The sequence below is a fragment of the Photobacterium damselae subsp. damselae genome, assembly GCF_038086725.1.
GTDB lineage: Bacteria > Pseudomonadota > Gammaproteobacteria > Enterobacterales > Vibrionaceae > Photobacterium > Photobacterium damselae.
In genome coordinates this window covers 1,586,802-1,604,859 of the sequence record NZ_CP146970.1, presented here as the reverse complement: position 1 = coordinate 1,604,859, position 18,058 = coordinate 1,586,802, and the positions used below count along the sequence as shown (strand labels likewise).

15 protein-coding genes are annotated in these 18,058 nt (G+C 40.2%); 1 reads left to right on the top strand and 14 read right to left on the bottom strand.

Translation table 11 applies throughout. From position 1 onward, the window contains the following. Nucleotides 1-118: 118 nt before the first annotated feature. The 3 genes from WAX86_RS07310 to WAX86_RS07300 all read right to left on the bottom strand — a co-directional run bounded on the left by WAX86_RS07310 (nt 119) and on the right by WAX86_RS07300 (nt 1,898). Nucleotides 119-475, bottom strand: coding sequence for a phasin family protein (locus tag WAX86_RS07310; protein WP_005299529.1), 357 nt, complete (start codon nt 473-475; stop codon nt 119-121). Between the two features lie 40 nt (nt 476-515). Further along, the gene (locus WAX86_RS07305) at nt 516-1,154 is read right to left on the bottom strand and encodes a phasin family protein (RefSeq protein WP_148109114.1); all 639 of its coding nucleotides are present in this window, start codon (nt 1,152-1,154) and stop codon (nt 516-518) included. A 162-nt stretch (nt 1,155-1,316) separates the two neighbouring features. Beyond that, the gene (locus WAX86_RS07300; protein ID WP_341489355.1) at nt 1,317-1,898 is read right to left on the bottom strand and encodes a histidine phosphatase family protein; all 582 of its coding nucleotides are present in this window, start codon (nt 1,896-1,898) and stop codon (nt 1,317-1,319) included. A 195-nt stretch (nt 1,899-2,093) separates the two neighbouring features. Between WAX86_RS07300 and WAX86_RS07295 the strand changes: the two genes are divergently transcribed. After that, entirely contained in the window at nt 2,094-2,294 is a 201-nt protein-coding gene (locus WAX86_RS07295) for a hypothetical protein (RefSeq protein ID WP_050787760.1), read from the top strand. Between the two features lie 57 nt (nt 2,295-2,351). Here the strand turns inward: WAX86_RS07295 and WAX86_RS07290 are convergent, their stop codons facing one another. From WAX86_RS07290 to tagH, 11 genes are all read right to left on the bottom strand, one after another. Continuing rightward, nucleotides 2,352-2,636: a type VI secretion system PAAR protein gene (locus WAX86_RS07290; RefSeq protein WP_036763926.1), complete on the bottom strand. Its 285-nt coding sequence runs from the start codon at nt 2,634-2,636 to the stop codon at nt 2,352-2,354. 47 nt (nt 2,637-2,683) lie between these two features. Continuing rightward, the gene (locus tag WAX86_RS07285) at nt 2,684-4,111 is read right to left on the bottom strand and encodes a type VI secretion system ImpA family N-terminal domain-containing protein (protein ID WP_341489354.1); all 1,428 of its coding nucleotides are present in this window, start codon (nt 4,109-4,111) and stop codon (nt 2,684-2,686) included. Between the two features lie 48 nt (nt 4,112-4,159). Continuing rightward, a complete protein-coding gene (gene tssM, locus WAX86_RS07280; protein WP_341489353.1) occupies nt 4,160-7,705 on the bottom strand; it encodes a type VI secretion system membrane subunit TssM in 3,546 nt (1,181 codons plus the stop codon). Nucleotides 7,706-7,728: 23 nt separating this feature from the next. Continuing rightward, nucleotides 7,729-9,177 (bottom strand): type VI secretion system protein TssA, encoded by a 1,449-nt coding sequence (gene tssA / locus WAX86_RS07275; RefSeq protein ID WP_081313174.1) that lies wholly within the window; start codon nt 9,175-9,177, stop codon nt 7,729-7,731. Between the two features lie 9 nt (nt 9,178-9,186). Further along, nucleotides 9,187-9,849, bottom strand: coding sequence for a type VI secretion system-associated protein VasI (vasI, locus tag WAX86_RS07270; protein ID WP_341489352.1), 663 nt, complete (start codon nt 9,847-9,849; stop codon nt 9,187-9,189). A 5-nt stretch (nt 9,850-9,854) separates the two neighbouring features. Further along, nucleotides 9,855-11,180, bottom strand: a complete 1,326-nt coding sequence (locus tag WAX86_RS07265) for a sigma-54 dependent transcriptional regulator (protein WP_341489351.1) — start codon at nt 11,178-11,180, stop codon at nt 9,855-9,857. Between the two features lie 182 nt (nt 11,181-11,362). Next, nucleotides 11,363-13,969 (bottom strand): type VI secretion system ATPase TssH, encoded by a 2,607-nt coding sequence (gene tssH, locus WAX86_RS07260; protein WP_341489350.1) that lies wholly within the window; start codon nt 13,967-13,969, stop codon nt 11,363-11,365. Nucleotides 13,970-13,978: 9 nt separating this feature from the next. Next, nucleotides 13,979-14,779 (bottom strand): type IVB secretion system protein IcmH/DotU, encoded by an 801-nt coding sequence (gene icmH / locus WAX86_RS07255; protein WP_237030017.1) that lies wholly within the window; start codon nt 14,777-14,779, stop codon nt 13,979-13,981. A 5-nt stretch (nt 14,780-14,784) separates the two neighbouring features. Next, on the bottom strand, nt 14,785-16,119 hold the full coding sequence (tssK, locus tag WAX86_RS07250; RefSeq protein WP_138222784.1) for a type VI secretion system baseplate subunit TssK: 1,335 nt from the start codon (nt 16,117-16,119) through the stop codon (nt 14,785-14,787). Further along, entirely contained in the window at nt 16,119-16,556 is a 438-nt protein-coding gene (tssJ, locus tag WAX86_RS07245) for a type VI secretion system lipoprotein TssJ (RefSeq protein ID WP_036765024.1), read from the bottom strand. The genes tssK and tssJ overlap by 1 nt, the downstream gene beginning before the upstream one ends. Nucleotides 16,557-16,602: 46 nt before the next feature. Then, nucleotides 16,603-18,057 (bottom strand): type VI secretion system-associated FHA domain protein TagH, encoded by a 1,455-nt coding sequence (gene tagH / locus WAX86_RS07240; RefSeq protein ID WP_341489349.1) that lies wholly within the window; start codon nt 18,055-18,057, stop codon nt 16,603-16,605. Nucleotide 18,058 lies beyond the last annotated feature (1 nt).

Genomic DNA, 18,058 nt, shown 5'->3' with positions numbered 1-18,058 from the left:
TTGTACCATTACACGTATCCCAAAGATGGATTTTCATCCATGCTACAAAATAGGGATCATCACTTCTGGCTAATGATTCTCCCTTGCTACAAACTAGGGGACATTAACGCAACAGTACTTAGGCTTCGGTAAGCTTCTCGACTGCTTGTGTTAGCTTGTCAATTTTCTCATCCATTCGAGTCAGTTTTTCACGGTCTACGCCACTTAGACGGTAGAAGATATCATTCATGCCCGCTTCCATTTCATCTGTCGCTTTCTCTGCGTTTTTACTGATGCAAACTTTAGCTTGAGTTTCAACTTCTTTACCGCGTTCAACTAACTCGTCAAATGCTTGATTTGTTTTTTCATTAAGCTGCTGCGCCTCTTCTAGGCTGCGGCTATATAAACCAAGACCTGCAAGCCAAATATTGCGAGCAACACCTTCACCACTTTCAACCACACTTTTTGCGGCTTTCATTACAGTTTTATCGATCATAATGGTATCTCCCTTTACGAATTAATCGCTATGAAATGGCTTAAGATTTCACAGACTCTTGGGGTTTATTCTGTTCAGTTTGAGTGACTGCATTCTTCACTTCAGTAACCGTATTTGTCGCGACAACTTCCACTTTTTTAGTAAGCTCTGCTGCTTTTTCTGTCACAGGTTCAACCTTAGGAACGGGTTTGGCTGCAATAACTTCGGTTTTTTCTGTTTTACGACGAGCAATCCCAGCTTTGCGTCCACGAGTTGCAGGTTTCGCACTGGCTTCAGCTTTTGCTTTTCGTCCGGCACGTTTTGGTGCAACTTCTTTTTCTTTCTTAGCCACTAAAGCTTCAATCGATGCAGTAAGTTGATCAATCTTGTCATCCACTTGATCTAAACGATCGTTATCTAAACCAATCAATTTTTGCACGACTTTGTGAACACGCTCTTCCAGTACAACCGATGTTTGACTTTTTGCGGTATGCACACGCTCTTTAGTATGAGACTCAACAGCTTTGCCACGCTCAATCAATTCATCAAATAGGGTTTTACCTTTATCCGATAGCTGATTCACTTCTTCAGAGCTTTTAGCATAAGCGCCAAGACCTGCCAGCCAAATGTTGTGCACCATAGTGTCACGAACACCCGCTTTATCTTTTTTATCTGGGGTACTTTTAGTAAAAATGGCCATCGTTAAGCCCTCCTTATTCTTATAACAACTCGTACTTGTTATTCATAATATTAAGGAGTGCAATTAGAATGTTCTTACTAAAAGCAATAATTATCGTGCTCTAGATCAACTATTGAATAAAGATTTGAAAGGCATTCCGTCCTTGGAATATATATCAATGACTTACGCTTGAATTCGCGTTATTTGCTGATGACTTAATAGGAAATAAGCATCTTGAGGAAGGTCTTGTTGCCAAACTTGCGGATAGCTCATTTGAGTATATAAACCACGAAGTGTAGCGCCTGTTAAACCGTGAGAAACCACAATAATATTATCAGGTACAATTGAATCATTAAGAAATGCAGCTAATCGTGTACACACTTGATCAAACGTTTCGGCATTGGGTGCAGTTAAATACCAATCAGGCTTATCCAGTAAAGTAGGATTTTGTTGAACAAGTTGCGGAATTTCTTGCTGTTCCCAATCCCCTAGGTTGTACTCCATCAGACGAGCATCTTGATGAATATCGTTAGGATCCATTCCAAGCTGTTTAGCAACAATAGTCGCCGTTTCCATCGCTCGCCCAAGAGGACTGCTGTAAATCACCCAGCCAGATGTATCTTCAATTTCCTTTGCTAACGAACATCCAACCGCAGTTGCTTGCTGCTGACCCTTCTCTGTTAATGCTGAATTACAATGACCTTGTAGACGTTTCTCTGCATTAAATTGTGTTTGCCCATGGCGTAATAAATATAACTTTTTCACATTGTCCTCCTCAACGGCATAAGACTACCTATCTGTTGAGGCAAGCTCAATATGTAGGACAAATTAAGAGATGAACGTACCCCTTTTCGATGTTTAATTCACCATTTGAGAAAACTTAGCCTCACTTCACATAATACCAAGACAGAATATTTTATGGTGAGGATATGAAATCAATTGGCATAAGGAGAAAGTGTGATGGCTCAATTTCAATTTTTCTATAAGCCAGATACGCTTAGAAAAGAGATAACTTACTTAGATCCTGCAAATGAAGATTTTGCTCAATTAAAAGAACAGCTCCTTAATCGAGGATATGTTGCATCCCCTTATCAGATTCACGCAGAAACAGAATCAGATGCTTTGGTTAAATTTCGTTTAGTTCATAAAGAATATCAATAAAATACAAAAGGCGTCTCCATATCGAGAGACGCCTTCCCTTTCATTTATAGCAATTTGTTAGCCTATATTTACTGTTCCACTTGCTTGTACTTTGCCACCACAATCGATCGCATCACCCGAACGAGCCGCAGGTTTACCATCAATAAAAACAGATCCTGAGCCTTGGCTAATTGCACGAGGATGAGGTGGATGCTTTGGCTTGGCATGTGGCGCTAACGCATCACCTTGCCTTGCCGCTGGTTTACCATCAATCATAACAGATGAAGATCCCGCAATAATGGGCGTTGGAGGGAATCCATCATGATCGGTGCCAATATCTCCTAATTTTGCAGCTTTAGGCATAATACTCTCCTTTTCTGAAATCCATTTTTGTCGTCAAAAAAATTAATTTACTGTGAGATACTCAACAAATTTTGGTGCAGCTGTTCCACTTTAAAACTAATAGCTTGCAACTCTTGATTAAGGTTCTGCCACTCAATTTGAGCTTGATCTTTGTCGCCTTGTTTTAACTGCTCTGTGATATAACTGATACGGCCATAAACGGGCGATAGACCAATAGCATACTCATTGATTCCCTGTGATAACCTCAATGTATTAGCTCGGTTATTGGCTTTTATCGCCTGTTGTAAATTAGCAATGCGTGAACGAGCGGTATTAAAACGTCGATACTGTGTTGCAAACAACTCATCATATTGAGTCTCTATTTGATGATACCTATTTTGAGCTTGTTCTACCGATTCGTCATTTGGATACAAACGCTGAATAGTATCAATCAAAGAAAACGCCTCAGCTAAATTCCCACCAGCAGGTTGAGTGATAAGCACATTAGCTTGCTCTAAATACATTGGCACAATTATCGATTTATCTTCTGCAAATTGCTGGGCTGTAAAGTGTGTTTGAAGTGCTTTGCCCTGCTCAAGAGTAAGAATACGACCACTATTTTGTGACGTTGTCACTGATTGTACTAGCGGAGAACGATTTGCAGATACAGTCTGACTCTGCGTCGTACTTAATAATTGGAACCATTGAGGAAATAACTGAACTCCAGTAACTATTCCTCCAACACCTAAGATTAATCCCAAAGCAAAACTCACATAAGATCGTGACGATGTATGCGTCGTACTTTCTTTGTTTGGGCTCTGCGCTGCATGTTGAGCATAATTAGGTTTCACGACAACAGATGACGAAGTTTTGCTTACTTGATTGTCATTACCTGTGATTTGGTATTTTGTTTTTTGGTTGGTGACGTCCTCATACCTTCCATGATCTTTAAGTGACAAACCATTTTCAAGTCGGTCGATATGTTCAAATACCACATAGCCAATCGCTTCGAGATCAGGAATATGTTCAGGTTGTACCTCTATAAAGATCTCATTTAGTCGCTGACAGGCTCGCTCACATCGATATAAATCTCTTAGCTGAGACTGTGAGGGTTTTAAAGCACGAAGTTCATTACCAATACGTCCTAACATCCATTGGTAAAGTTCTGCCCGTTTTTGAGCAGGACAACTGCTATTACGAATAAAGGTATCAACGGCCACAACTTGCAACTCTAACCCATTGGCTAATCCTGCCAGTCCTTCGTTTTTAATCGCAGCAATAGTGAAATAAATGGTAGCAATAAAATCGAAACCATCTGTGCGCCCTAACTCATCACACAGTTGTTGAACCAATTGCCAATCCACGCTACCTGACAATGGACTGTTGCGTTTATTGATTGCATCACGAATTTTCTGATAGCAGTCTGAATCTCTTAACTCATCTTCGTGAGCAACTAATTTATATTGTTGAAGCTCTGAAAAGTACAACTGAGTCACAATCACATATCCATTAATAAAGGGGGAACTCAAGGCCCCCCATAGTTCTTAGTATAAAGTTCGAGTTAACTTAAAGTTTCTAAATAGTGCTGAAGTAAATGGATTTGCATCAGCTTCGGAAGTTAAGCGATACGTCACCTCACCACCATTAATAGAGAACTGATAGTCAACAGATGTTGAACTTGAGCTGACAACAGCTCCTCTATCTAGCAAACGGAAAAATGCCCAAGGTCCCTGGATCGTAATACCTCGCGGTGACTCATTAACTTTAGATGGAACCAATGACAGCTTGGATATAGCCCCTTCTCTTAAGGTATTTGGCCAAACTAATTCAATAGAACGATGTGGCCCATGGCTGTATTCAACATACTGACCATCAACATTAATCACACTACGGCGTTGATTTGAACTTAATTCAATAGGTTCAAGAGAAAACTCAACATCTAAAATCCCTTTACGGTTAAAGAATGCTTCTTGAATTTTTTTCGCATTCGTAAACTGTTTTAGTACATCACTACGCAACAACGCATTTTGCTGACCGTTAATACTCATTGAGATATTTTCATCAATAAACATCTTAAGCTGATCATTGTAGAACCGACTCAAAGTACCATCTGGAGCAAAGAAACTTTCAAAGTCTTTAAGTGAAACATCTTTGCTTGCACGAGGATTAAATGGATAACGAGTCGCCAGTTTTGCCTGATATTCTTGGTACACATCATGTTGCCAGCGAACTTCAAGATACTTAATCGCTTCTTGTTTCACCGCGTACCAACTCTCATCAGCCAATTTTTCCATCATAGAGTCTAATGGCTTAGGTAAACTTGAAGCCATTCTTTGTAAAGTATAGATAGGATCGGAGTTTTTCAGCTCCACTCGTTCCTTCGTTGCTTCAAGTGCAGCTTTACCCATATCAGGTGCATCTTGGATAGCTTTCAAATAACTGTATACCTGTTGCATCGCTGACATTACTTCAGAAATATAAGCGAGTTGCTGATCTTTTTGCGCTAATAAACCATCAATATCAGCAAAAGGTAATGCAATCATCGCGGCGACTTTATATTGGCTCGACTCCATTAATGCTAAACGTGCTTTATCATCTTGCGGTAGATTCGGAAATAGCTGAGTATTCTTTTCTACCGTATTAAGTAGACGATTCATCGGTTGTTGAGGACCCATAAATTGACTAAATACACTGACCGCTTCATTAATATCAGCAAAGTATTTCACATCAACATCATTAATTGCAGAACGCCAAGTATTGGTATAATCAGCTACATAAAGATCACGAATTTTCTGACGCAGTACTTGTTTGTCTTCAAGGCTAAATTGAGCAACCGTAGTCTGCCCTAAGACCCAACTATCCACCAAAGCAAGCTCAGATACCGACTCAGATTGAGGCAAGAAATAGCTATTAAAGCCTTTTTGAGTAAGCAATTGTGGGATATCTAAAGCTTGGCCATTAGATACTCGTTGTTCAAATACCAAATCAAACACAGGTCCAACTGCTGTTTTAAGATCAAGTGGTGCACCTAATGCTGCATTTGCGCTCTGCTTGAGGTTACGATAAACACGTTCTGCGATTGACACCGAGCCTAATGCTTCTTGTGTTTGTTGAATCAAATGATCGTACGGACGCATAACTCGAATGGCGTCTTGATTACCATCTCGGCGCAGACCTTGTAAATCCGTGTGCATCAATGCGTAATTTAAATGCTCCATCAGTTGCTCTTGCGTTTTCACATTATTTGGAAACGCTTGTTGCCAAACCTGAGCAAAATAATTGGTAACGACTTTATCTTGTCGTCCCCCTTTATCTGTCAACATACGAAATACACGTAATGTTTCTAACTCTTCTTCTTCAGAATTTGCTTGCGATAAATCGACAGCTAATTGCTTCATCAATGATGGTAAATAACGAAATTCAAGTAAGCTTAGATAAGTTTCTTCAACTTTTGGGCCAATTACATGTCCTTGATATAACCCCATATCAGAGACATATTTGGGTTTATCACGGAAAAATCCAAACTCTAATGTCGCTTCACGAATCGTATTTAACGGCTCTAAAATCTCCTGCTCAGATCGCATAATCTTGTTGTCGGAGTATTCTGATTTATATTGATTAACTTGAGCAAGAACCGCATTTTCTTGCTCAACATTTTTCATGTAATAACGGTGCCAACTACCAATGAGCAAAACAGAAGCGATACTGCATGCAACAACAGACAGCATTAATATTTTCTTCTTCTGTTTAGCTACGCGGAAATTATCAGACGCGATACCAGCTTCTGGATAAATAATTTCATTAAAAAGACGTTTAACAAAATAGGTTGTCGAATTTTGAGCATGTTGCGCACTTTGAACCGAATCAGCCAGACCGTAACGTTGGGATGCTGCATTAACAAAAGCGTTCTCAGGCACACCTTGTTGGTATACCGACATAAAATAAGCACCACGAACTAATGCTGAAGTCGAAAATTGATCGCTTGATAATGCATCAGTGAAAAACGCTTTTAGCACATCATGCATACCCGCTATTTGACGAGTAAAACTATAGATTGCAGAGCGCTCTTCTGAATCAACAGCATGACGTAATGCCTGCGGTAATGAGTCGTTTATCCGTTCGATAAATTGGCTATAATCACGATCAAACTCAGCTAACCATGAATCAAGATCCGTTACAGAATTCAATGAAAACGTAAATCCCATTACCTCTTCGCGCTGAGCACGGGTGTATTGACGAAAGAAAGGTTCAAATCCATACAATAGATCGAGCTTAGTTAATGCAATATATACTGGCATTCGAGTCGATAACGTTTCCATCAATTCACGCAAACGAGCTCGAAGTAAATTGGCATAAGCTTGACGTTCAGCGACTGTTACTGTTGCCAAATGAGAAAGATCTAGCGTTAAAATAACACCATTAAGAGGACGACGACTACGAGTTTTCTCCAACCATTGAACAAAGTGGAGCCATAAACGGCGCTCCATTTCACCATCTGTGCCGGCCTCATTTTGACGCTGGGTTAACAACTCACCATCAGGATCAATTAATACAGAATCATCACCAATCCACCAATCAAAAGAAAATGGGTTTTCACTTTTCCTGCCTGATGCTCGCATAACAGAAGAAAAGACAAAGTTTTGTCCAGAACGATTGATTAAACTGGTTTTTCCGGCATTTTCTAACCCCAGTACTAAGTACCAAGGTAAAGCATATAAATAATTACGTTGATTTAAGCTGTCTTTCATTTCCATCATAACTTGATTTAATTCAAGCTCTTGACGCTCTTCAAGACGTTTAATTGGATCTTCACGCAATATTTCTTCACGAGCCTTTGCATCATTAATTTGTTGTAAACGACGCCATTGAAATATTCCCCATACAGTAAAGCAGCAGAGAGAAAAAATAATACTGGTAACGGCTCTTGCCATCGTTGAAGCCAATGGGGTTTTACCATCGATTTCAAGCCAAGGCCCCGCCCACCAGATAGCCACATTTAAAAGAATAAATGTCGCAATAAGCAGAACGGGAACCGATGCTTTAAATGTCGGCGCAATTCGATTAAAAATAGCTCGTATGTAATTCCACATATCCTTTCATTCCTGTGGTAAATCTAAGGGGCAATATGTTGCTCAAGTTGTTCTAACAAAGACGGTTCCCAATCGGTTACCGACATATCCTTTGCTTGGTGATATAAGGTCTGATACTGTTCTGTCGCCATAGCCTCTAAATGCTGACTTTTCATGATATCGGCAGAAAGCAAACGCCAATAAAAAGCATCTCTTGGCTCACTCGATTGAGAGAGACCGTCGTTAAGCATGGCCAAGGCAACAGATAATCCGCCTTCTTGTACCAACTCTAGTGCCTCTGAACGTTTTCCATGCCAACTTCCAACTGAAGCGACCTTATGATTATTTGGTAAGGTATTACTGTCTTTTATCCACTGTAGTGCTGGCTCACTAATAAAAGGAATTTTCCCCTTAAATGACAGGGTTGCTAATTGAGGCAATCGGGTAAGAAAACGATTTAGCTCTTCATAAATGGTATTTGCCCACTCGTTTTCACCTAATTGCTTAGCAATGCGATAACTCAAATAATGACCATCTAACCAATACGGTGATACGGTTAAGCTTTGCTCAACTTTGCGCCAAAGAGCTAAATCCCCCCCTCGTGCTAGTTGATCTTCATATTCACTCACCCGATCAGATGAGACAGGCATCAGTTGGGTTTCGCCATGTTGATTAGCATCAGGCAAACTATTAATCGAAAACCAAACCGCAAAACGTCTAAGACGAATACTTAGCCCGATCCCATCGCCACCTATATCTGATAGAAAATCCGATACTTTTAACAATGACGTGCGAATCGCCCGATCATTACTGCCATCGATATCTAATTTTGGAGCTGGTGCTGCCGATACCGAGGGCGATGGAGAGTTACCGCTATTGTGATGATTATCGGAAGTCGTCATTTGCTGCTGAGATGCAGTTTGATGCGCAGCATGGTTTGGCGTTTGACTTAGCTGACGACGCACTTTAGCTGCGATGTCATCAACAAGATCCAATGGAAGTTGATAGTGCGACGCTTGATGCTCTAACTCATCCACTAAAGCTTCTAGTGTTGTTTTTAATTCAGCATCAAATAACGTACCATCTAGCTTTTCTGTAGCGCTTGAAGTGCGTACACAGATTTGATTAAAGAATTTTTTCCTAGGTAATACGCCACGTTTTCCTGCAACGGGATGACAGGTCTCCCAATATGCCGACATAAAATCCACTAACACAGCAATGGATAAGGTAAAGCGTTCTGGCGTTGGTTGATGCTGTAAACATTGTAATAAAACCGTCAAAAGCTTTATGTCTTTGGTCTTATTACTCAATAAATTAACAACACATGACTCTACCTCATTCCATTGGACATCAGCATGGGAAAGCGATCCAACCTTCATCATTTGACTATCGATAAAATCCAACAAAGGATCATCAATGATCCTAAGACCAACCGCATCATCCCCTTCAATCGGATTAACTAATTGTTCTCGGTAAGTTGTCATTGAACTCATAAATTATCCTTACCAACGACACGCTTTGCGCATTGGTTCAATAACGCTGCGTAAATCTGTTGTATCAAATGCTAGGCCATCAACATCCTTCGCATTTGAACGCAAAATAAGTTGAGGAGCTGTTAGCATAGATTTCATTGCTTCAATCGCAGGAATACCTCGACCCGAACGCAACAAATAACCGGTGTCATCACTGATCCAATTTTGAGTAACAACAGGAATTCCAGGGATGGATACCGATACTCGACTCTCTTGAATCGGTTCAGGAAAAACCAACTCCACACGGCTTATGTTTTCAATACAACTCAGCATCAAAACAGGTGCTTTTCCTTTGGCAAAATGTTTATTTATCGCAGGAGCGGTTAGCCAATAACGCTCACCCTCTGTGACACTGTCACCTTTGTTGGCATAAAAACCCACAGCTGTTGTTCGATTTTTTTCACTGTCTATAGCCCATTGCCAAGATTGAGGCATTACGGCACTGTTTTTGGTTAATGGCACCGTTTTAATTGGCGTAGAGAAAACCCGATCAAAACACTCTAATCTCGGTAAGTTAGCCTCAATAGAACGGCAATGCTGAGCTTGAACCATAACTTCATCAGAATTGACCGATGCAACCGCCGAAATGCTGACATGACTTAATAATCCCACTATCAATACTTGTTTTATCATTTCGCTCAGATCTCCAATTTCTGACACTTATGAGCTAAAGTCCGTTTTGGTAAACCTAGGCTTTCAGCAGCTTTTGCCCTATCTCCCGCAAAAAAAGTCAAGCGATCACAAATGATCTTTCGCTCATACTCCTCAAGGGCCAATTTAAGATCGTCAATCTCTTCAAACGGCAGACTACTCACCAACTTTTCTGAGCTCATATCCGTTTTCGGCAATGCCTGCTCATTAATAAATTGATTTGAATCGGTATGAACACATGCATACTCAACTAAAGAACGCAGTTGACGCACATTACCTGGATATTCAAATGTTTTAAGCAGTGCCAATGTTTGAGTATCAAAGCCCAGAATATGTCTCTTTTCACGCTGGTTATATTGCTCAATAAACACTTCTGTTAATTCATCAATGTCATTCAATCGATTGGATAAACTGGGAACTTCTAACGGATATTGATAGAGTCGGTAATACAAGTCTTGACGAAATGAGCCTTGATTGACATTTTTCCTTAAGTTGACATGGGTTGCCGCTACCAAGCGAAATTGTGATCTCTGCTCCTTATTTGAGCCAAGAGGCCGATATTCAAGTGTTTCCAAAACCCGTAATAATTTTGCTTGTAGTGCAAGAGGCATCTCCCCCATTTCATCAAGAAACAGAGTGCCACCATCGGCCTGCGCTATCAGGCCTTTTCGAGCACTAATAGCCCCCGTAAATGCTCCTTTCTCATAACCAAATAATTCACTTTCCAACAAATTTTCAGGTATTGCAGCACAATTTACGGCGACAAAAGGCTTGTCCTTGCGATCAGATAAGGTATGAATGGCTTTCGCTACTAATTCCTTACCAGATCCAGTTTCTCCTTGCACTAAAACGGTTAAGGAAGACTGTGCAGCAATTGCTATCTGTTCTCGTAGAGATTCCATTACCGAACTAGAGCCAATTAAATGGCGAGATAAATCCACCCAACCTTTATTTGTCCTATGGTTCTTTAATTGAGATATGGACTCATTAAGTTTTACTTCTTGGCGCTGCTTATTCGCAAGCTCATGTAATAAGATCCATTGTGAAATAAATACATGGCTGAATTTCAACCAGTGTTCATCATTAATAATCCCACTTATTATTTGCTTTTCACCAATCAAACCAACCACGGCTTTTATCTTCTGAGATTGAAAAGGTAGTGGCACAATTAATAAAGATTCAGCATCAGAAATCTGTTTTGAAAAATGACTAAAGCCCGAGTGCTGCATCCAAAAAGGCCGTTTTTGTGGATCAAGTAATATTGGTTTAGCATGATGTAATGCGTGTGAAAATGGATGATCAAAGTCATCCACCTCCCATTGTTCAGAGCCATTATCAGAAATAAGGAAACGGCCATCATCGCTCGGATAAAAAACCAAACATTGAGCGACAGCCAGTTGATCGACTGATACGTTTTGGAAGAAAGTGATCAATTCCGAACACTTTCTACACTCAATCATCTCCGCGGTATAAGTTAGCCACTGCTTCATTGCAACTACTCAACTTCCCCAACAAAATCACCATCAACAACCGTCAAACAAATTCGAGTTACCGCTTCTCGATGAGCCAATTTATTTAATAGAGCCAAGGAAACTGGAGGCAACATTTGGCCTTCAATAATGGCTTCAAGCATACGAGCACCATTTTCAGAGCGAGTTGCTCGGCTAAGAATTTCTTCAATTAAACAAGGCTCGATGACCACTTCAGCTTTATAGCGAGATGCTAAGAGTTTTTCTAACCGAGATAATTTTCCTCGAACAATCTTCTCTAAGACATCATGGTTAAGAGGCAAATAAGGCACAACTTCCATACGAGCTAAAAGAGCCGGTTTAAAGAAGGCTGCTAATTCTGGATATAACTTATCTTCAATTTGATCGGGCTGTTCTGCATAATCAACAATGGTCTGATAACCTAAATTTGACGTTAAGAAAAACACGATATTTTGACAGTCAATTACACGCCCTTCACCATCAGCCAACTCTCCTTTATCAAAAGCCTGATAGAAAAGATTCAATACTTCAGGATGTGCTTTTTCTACTTCATCGAGTAGAACAATTGAATATGGCATCTTACGAATGGCTTCAGTTAAAACCCCACCTTCGCCAAACCCAACATAGCCTGGAGGTGAACCAATAAGGCGAGAAACTGTATGTTTTTCTTGATACTCCGACATATTAATCGTGGTCAAGAACTGCTGTCCGCCATACAACTGTTCAGCAAGCTGTACAACAGTTTCCGTTTTACCGACACCGCTTGGACCAACAAGCAGGAAGGCTCCTTTTGGGCGACCTGGACGACGTAAATCCGCGCGAGCAGTTAGAAGATGTCGATGAATACACTCAATCGCGACATCTTGTCCTTTGATCGCTTGAGATAAAATTTCAGGCAAATGCGTGATCTTAGTAAGTTCATCAGTATTCATTTGATCAACCGGAACACCAGTCCAGTCAGCGATAACTTCAGCGATCTGGGTGGCGTCAACCTCTGGATGGATCAGTCGTTGATCGTGAGGGATCAGCTCGAGTTTCTGATAACATAACTGTAACTGATTTCGCAATGTATCCATTTCATTGCTACCTTCATCCTTTGCTACTTGCTCAAGGAGCGTTTGACGAGTCGTAATAATCTCACTCACGATCTCTTTTTGCTCTTGCCATGCTAGATGCAAACGATCTTGCTCTGCTCTATCTCTCTCTTCTTCTGCCAGTAATTGATCAAAATGCTCTTGATCTATGGTTTTGCCCAGTTTTTGTTGACGAGATAACATCTCAATTTCAAGCTGACGCTGATGACATTGGCTATCAATTTCAGAAATTCGACGTGGAGGCGCACTTAAATTAATGGCAATACGAGCACAAGCGGTATCTAAAACATCAATCGCTTTATCGGGTAATTGACGACCTGACACATAACGAGCCGAAAGCTCTGCCGCCGCTTTTAGAGCATCATCACTGATCAAAACTTGGTGTGCGGCTTCATACACACAATGCAAACCACGCAGAATATCTGTTGCTTGAGCTGCGGTTGGTTCGTCCAGTTTTACCAGTTGAAAACGACGTGTTAATGCAGGATCTTTTTCAAAATACTTTTTATATTCTTTCCATGTCGTCGCGGCAACGGTACATACTTCACCTCGTGCTAGTGCCGGTTTTAGTAAGTTTGCCGCATCACCACCACCTTCTTGATTGCCTGCTCCAATTAATGTATGGGCTTCATCAATAAATAAGATGATCGGTGTTGGAGAGTTTTTCACTTCATCTAGAATGGATTTTAAACGTTTTTCAAACTCACCTTTAACAGAAGCTCCCGCCTGCATAAGGCCTAAATCAAGAGACCATAGCTGAACATCTTTCAAGGCTTGAGGTACTTTACCTTCTACAATACGCAGTGCTAATCCTTCAACAACAGCACTTTTGCCCACACCGGCATCACCGACGACAATGGGATTATTTTTACGGCGTCGACATAAAATATCGATCATCAAATTAATTTCGTCATCTCGACATAAAACAGGATCTAATTTGCCACTACGTGCTTGTTGCGTGAAATCGGCACAAAAGCGCTGTAAACCACTCTCCCCGCCTATTAACGACTTATTAATCTCTTTCTCACGGCTTGTTATAACTGGGGTTTCTGAAGAATTAACTAATAGCTGAGAAAACTGTTTACGAACCGTCTCTCGATTAATATTTTCAAATTGTTTAATTAAGCTAAATGCTAAATAACGGTCTGGACGAAGTAGCGCGGCAAGGAATATGATGCCAGAGCGTAATTCATGACTGTCTAATTCTGTCGATGCTAATAACCAAGCATCTTGTAATAACTCAACTAATAGTGGAGAAAAAGCAGGATAGGTGTCATTACCACTCTCTTTTGGTAATGAATCACCACAAATTAGTTTTATTGCATCATGTTCGAGTCCTGATAGTTTTATCAATTCACGAACATCAGATAACGGGTTATCTAATAATGTAAAAAGCAAATGCTCAAAAGTAACTTCACTATTACCTCGGCTAATACAAAGAGCCGCAGCCTGTTCTAATGCTAATTTAGTTTGAGAATTTAATTTTTCGATAAGTACAGGAAGTTCAATTCGAATCACAACTACATCCTATTGTAATATTTGGTTTAATTGTTCTAATACGTCGCCAGATTTATTGTGTAAGGCAATTGAATAACCAATAAAAATAACAATCCAAGTTAAAGCAAACCCTGCAAATACAGTCCAAATAGGAACTTGTTTTGTTAATTTATATTTTGTTGTTACTACATGCTCTGTTGCACTTGTTAATGCTTCAGGGTCTTTATCCGCTAAACGGCGTAAAATCTCATAAAGATTAGCAACAACTTTCTCAAATTCTTCCTTACCGTTATTCATCACTTTGTATCGGCCTTCAAAACCTAAGGTGAGGCATAAATAGATAAAAGCGAGTAACTCCTGATATCGAGCAGGTTCAGATTCTAATCGAGATAAAATAGAAAAGACTTTTTCGCCACCCCATGTTTCATTATGAAAACGAGTCAACAGAGAACATTCAGCCCACGAGCTATCTGCGCCCCATGGGGTACTCATAACCGCTTCATCAATAAAAGAGCACAGTACGTAGCGATATGCCAAAATAACCGCATGTTCATAGCCGGCCTCAGTTAACTCTACTTCTATCGCTTTTATCTCTTCTACGGATTGGTGGTAAATCTCATCAATATTATCGCAATGACTTAAGCTACGAATTCGTAAACTCATACCAAGTAAAGGCGTTGCAGCATCAATCAGTGCATTGATATTATTTCCGCGTAACTTAAACCAGAAATCTTGGTCCTGATTGATATTTTTAACATTATCAAATAGAACACCATCGAAATAACCTTCTGCCTGTTTTGTTGTTTTTTCTCTATCTAGGGTCTCATCCATGATAATTAACTCCTAATTGCCCAAAATTGCAGATCAATATCCGGGAAATCACCTGCAACATGGAAAGCAAAACCACTTGAGTTAGTGACCATATTCCATGCTTGGCTACTTTTATCGAGCTGGAAATATGTATATCCCGCATGGTATGGCAACTGACGCGGTGCAACAGGTAACGGTGATAATGGGATACCAGGTAACTGCAGTGAAATAAGCTCACGGATCTTTTCAACCGATGCTACTTTCGTCTGTTGCATAAATAACTTACGTAGCTCTTCAAGCGGCATTCGAGCACGTACAGCCAAAATAAAATCTCCATCCAATATCAGATTTGGATCTTGAATTGGCGCAACCATTAAGCCGTATTTACGTTTGTGTAGTTGAATCGATACCGCTCTTGGTTCAAGCACAATACTGAGTGCTTGTCGGAGCATATTCATAACAGGTACAAATGAGTTATTTGGTCGATCATGATCGTAGCTACTAAATTCAGGTGCCATACGACCTTCATCGGTAAAGGTTGCCAATTCACCACAAATAGAGGTTAAGTCTTCATATAAACGCTCTGGGTGAATCCCTTTTAGATGCGCCATGTGATGAAGTCTAGGTTGCATGGTATTGAGCGCTTGCAGCAACATAAAATCGGCAACATCAGCAACACCACCTTGACTTGGTGAACCGATACGTTGTGCGATATTTCTCGCTCTTTCTCGCATTAAACCAGCCATTTCGCCCATAAAACGCTGTAACTTTGGTACCGCTTTTACATTGAGATGACACGGCATAAACGACTCATCCAACATAACACTGCCATCAGGTCGTTTTTCTAAAATTTTAGCGATTGCAATAGAGGCATAGGCGCTGCGATCTTCTTTTTCTAACATCAGCTTTAATCGAGCTGGACTCACATCGATAACGCTGCTATCACCCTGAAAAGAATGAATATCACGAGCTTCATAACGTTCTGCTTTATAGCGAGTTGCACCAACCGAGTCAGGCCAGCTCACTTCAACAATCGATTCACTACGAAGCGGAATAGCTAAATAAATAACTTGGTTAGCAAGAGAACTATCAACGATATCTAAAGCATCAGGTAAAGTGTCTTCCTGAGGGATATTAAAAACGGTTCCGTCAGGCATAACCCCTTTTGCTTTTTCTACAGCAATACGGCCAAAACTTAAATATTCAAGATTTAATACAATCTCTGTTACGCCATATAAATATGGATTGGCAGACTTAACTCTTTCATCGATAAGATACTCTAAATATCTTTGTTGCTGTTGAAAGTGTTGAGGCTTAACAAATAATCCTTCATTCCAAACAACACGGTTTCGAGATGACATTACTCCACCCTTTCCAGTATTACTTCATTATGATTAAGCAGAACGAGTAAATGATATTCCCTGCCTAATGTTTTTACTTTTACGACTTTTTTCCAATCACTCTGTTCCGGATCGGCAAAAAAAGCCATGACACCTATATATCGGGTATCTTCATCCAGTTTTATTGGATCAATAAATTTAAATTGACCTGGTAATAAAACATAATCGTAATCATCAACGTAATTACTCTTTAATGCTTTTTTATAATCATCTAATAATTGATCATAAGAAGCCGACATAAACATGGAGTCATCTTCTAGTTCAAATACTTTTAATTCGACAGGAGATGCATCACCATTGTTATTAGGATTTATCGTATCAGTCGCAACCATACTTAACGTTATCGTACTCGGCTCTGAAGCTGGATCGTATTTCGAGCTACACCCAACCAAGAACATGACCCCAGCAATACATAGATACTGTAATAGCGTCTTTGGATTCACATTACATCTCCTGCTGCTTCTCTCTTAAGCGTTTGTCATAAGCTTGATCGAAAATTTCCCAAAAGAGTTTGTCAAAACCGTGCTGACGATTTGACGTCAGCTCTTGATAATAGTTTTGATACATATGCCACGCCCATGACTCAGGCGACTCATTCAAATGTTGGCCAGGTCGACGATAACGGTTAAAACGACGCTGCAGTACATCTGGTGAAAATGCTTGAAGTATCTGAGCTAACGCTTCCGATATTGCTTGGTGTACGGCTTCATTATGATTTTTTACAGTACGAAGGCTCTCTTCTATCGCTGCAGGTGCAGATAAATGAACAGGGCTTCTTTCGCCATCAAACATCACCTGTACAGTTTGCTCATAATCCATACCCAGTCTTAATGGATTGTCTTCAATCGGCTGAAGATTTTTATTCATCACCCCATAACGGCTAGAAGCAACTTGTTGATGTAAGTCTAAAAGACCACGAATAGCAGATTGTAGCGATGCTCCCATTTCTTCGGACAGTAACTGCATTTCAGCAAGATCTTCGGTATTGCCCGCTTTGGTCCCTAAACCACGTAATAATGGGCCCGTTAATAAGTGGTTTCCTTCACTTGCATCGAGCTGAGGGTCTGAGTGATAACTAAAACCTTGACGAACTTCCTCTTCAAGTAGATCTAATGTCTTCTCATCCATTACGCGGTCCTTATAAAATGAATTTTGTGCATGCGCTATACTGTTATCGCTGCTAGCTAAATACGATGTTGATACAGGTTGTTTTGATACTGCGTGTATTGCTACCGGCTCCTTATCATAAGAAGCAGTATGCTGTGATTTTTTTAATGTCATTGCCGATTGAACATCTCGCTCAGTATCTGCTTGAATGGTTTCTTGCGAGCCAAACCACTCTTCGCTATTACTTAAAAGTGGATTATTTATGGCTTTTGATCGTGTATCTTGTTCATCACCAAATAGATCGATACCTTGTGTTATCTCTTGCGCATCAAGAGCCGCCAAAGGATCATCAATCGAGCAATCTTGATCTTGTTCGATCAAATCAAGTTCTTCACCATCGAGCTCAAGTCCATTATGGGCAATAAAAAAGGTTTCAAGACTGCCTTCTTTATCTTTTACATCTCCGTGTAACGATACTCGAATGACAAATCTGCCAATATTCAACACATCATTTTCGTTAAGACGTGCTGTTTTATCCCAGCCAACCGCCATTGATTGGTTATTAATAAAAGTTTGATTACAGTTGTCAGTGATACAAAAATCACCATCTCTAAAGACAATTTGGCAATGGTTTTGCTGTATTTGTCGTTGATTATCCGTCAGAAACCAGTCATCACTAGAACTCGATCCTATTGTTCCACCGTTACTGTTAAACTCTTTTTTTACCGATATACCTGGGGCTACAAATTGAGTATTAATCACAGTTAATGTAAGTAAATTTTGCTCGGTCATT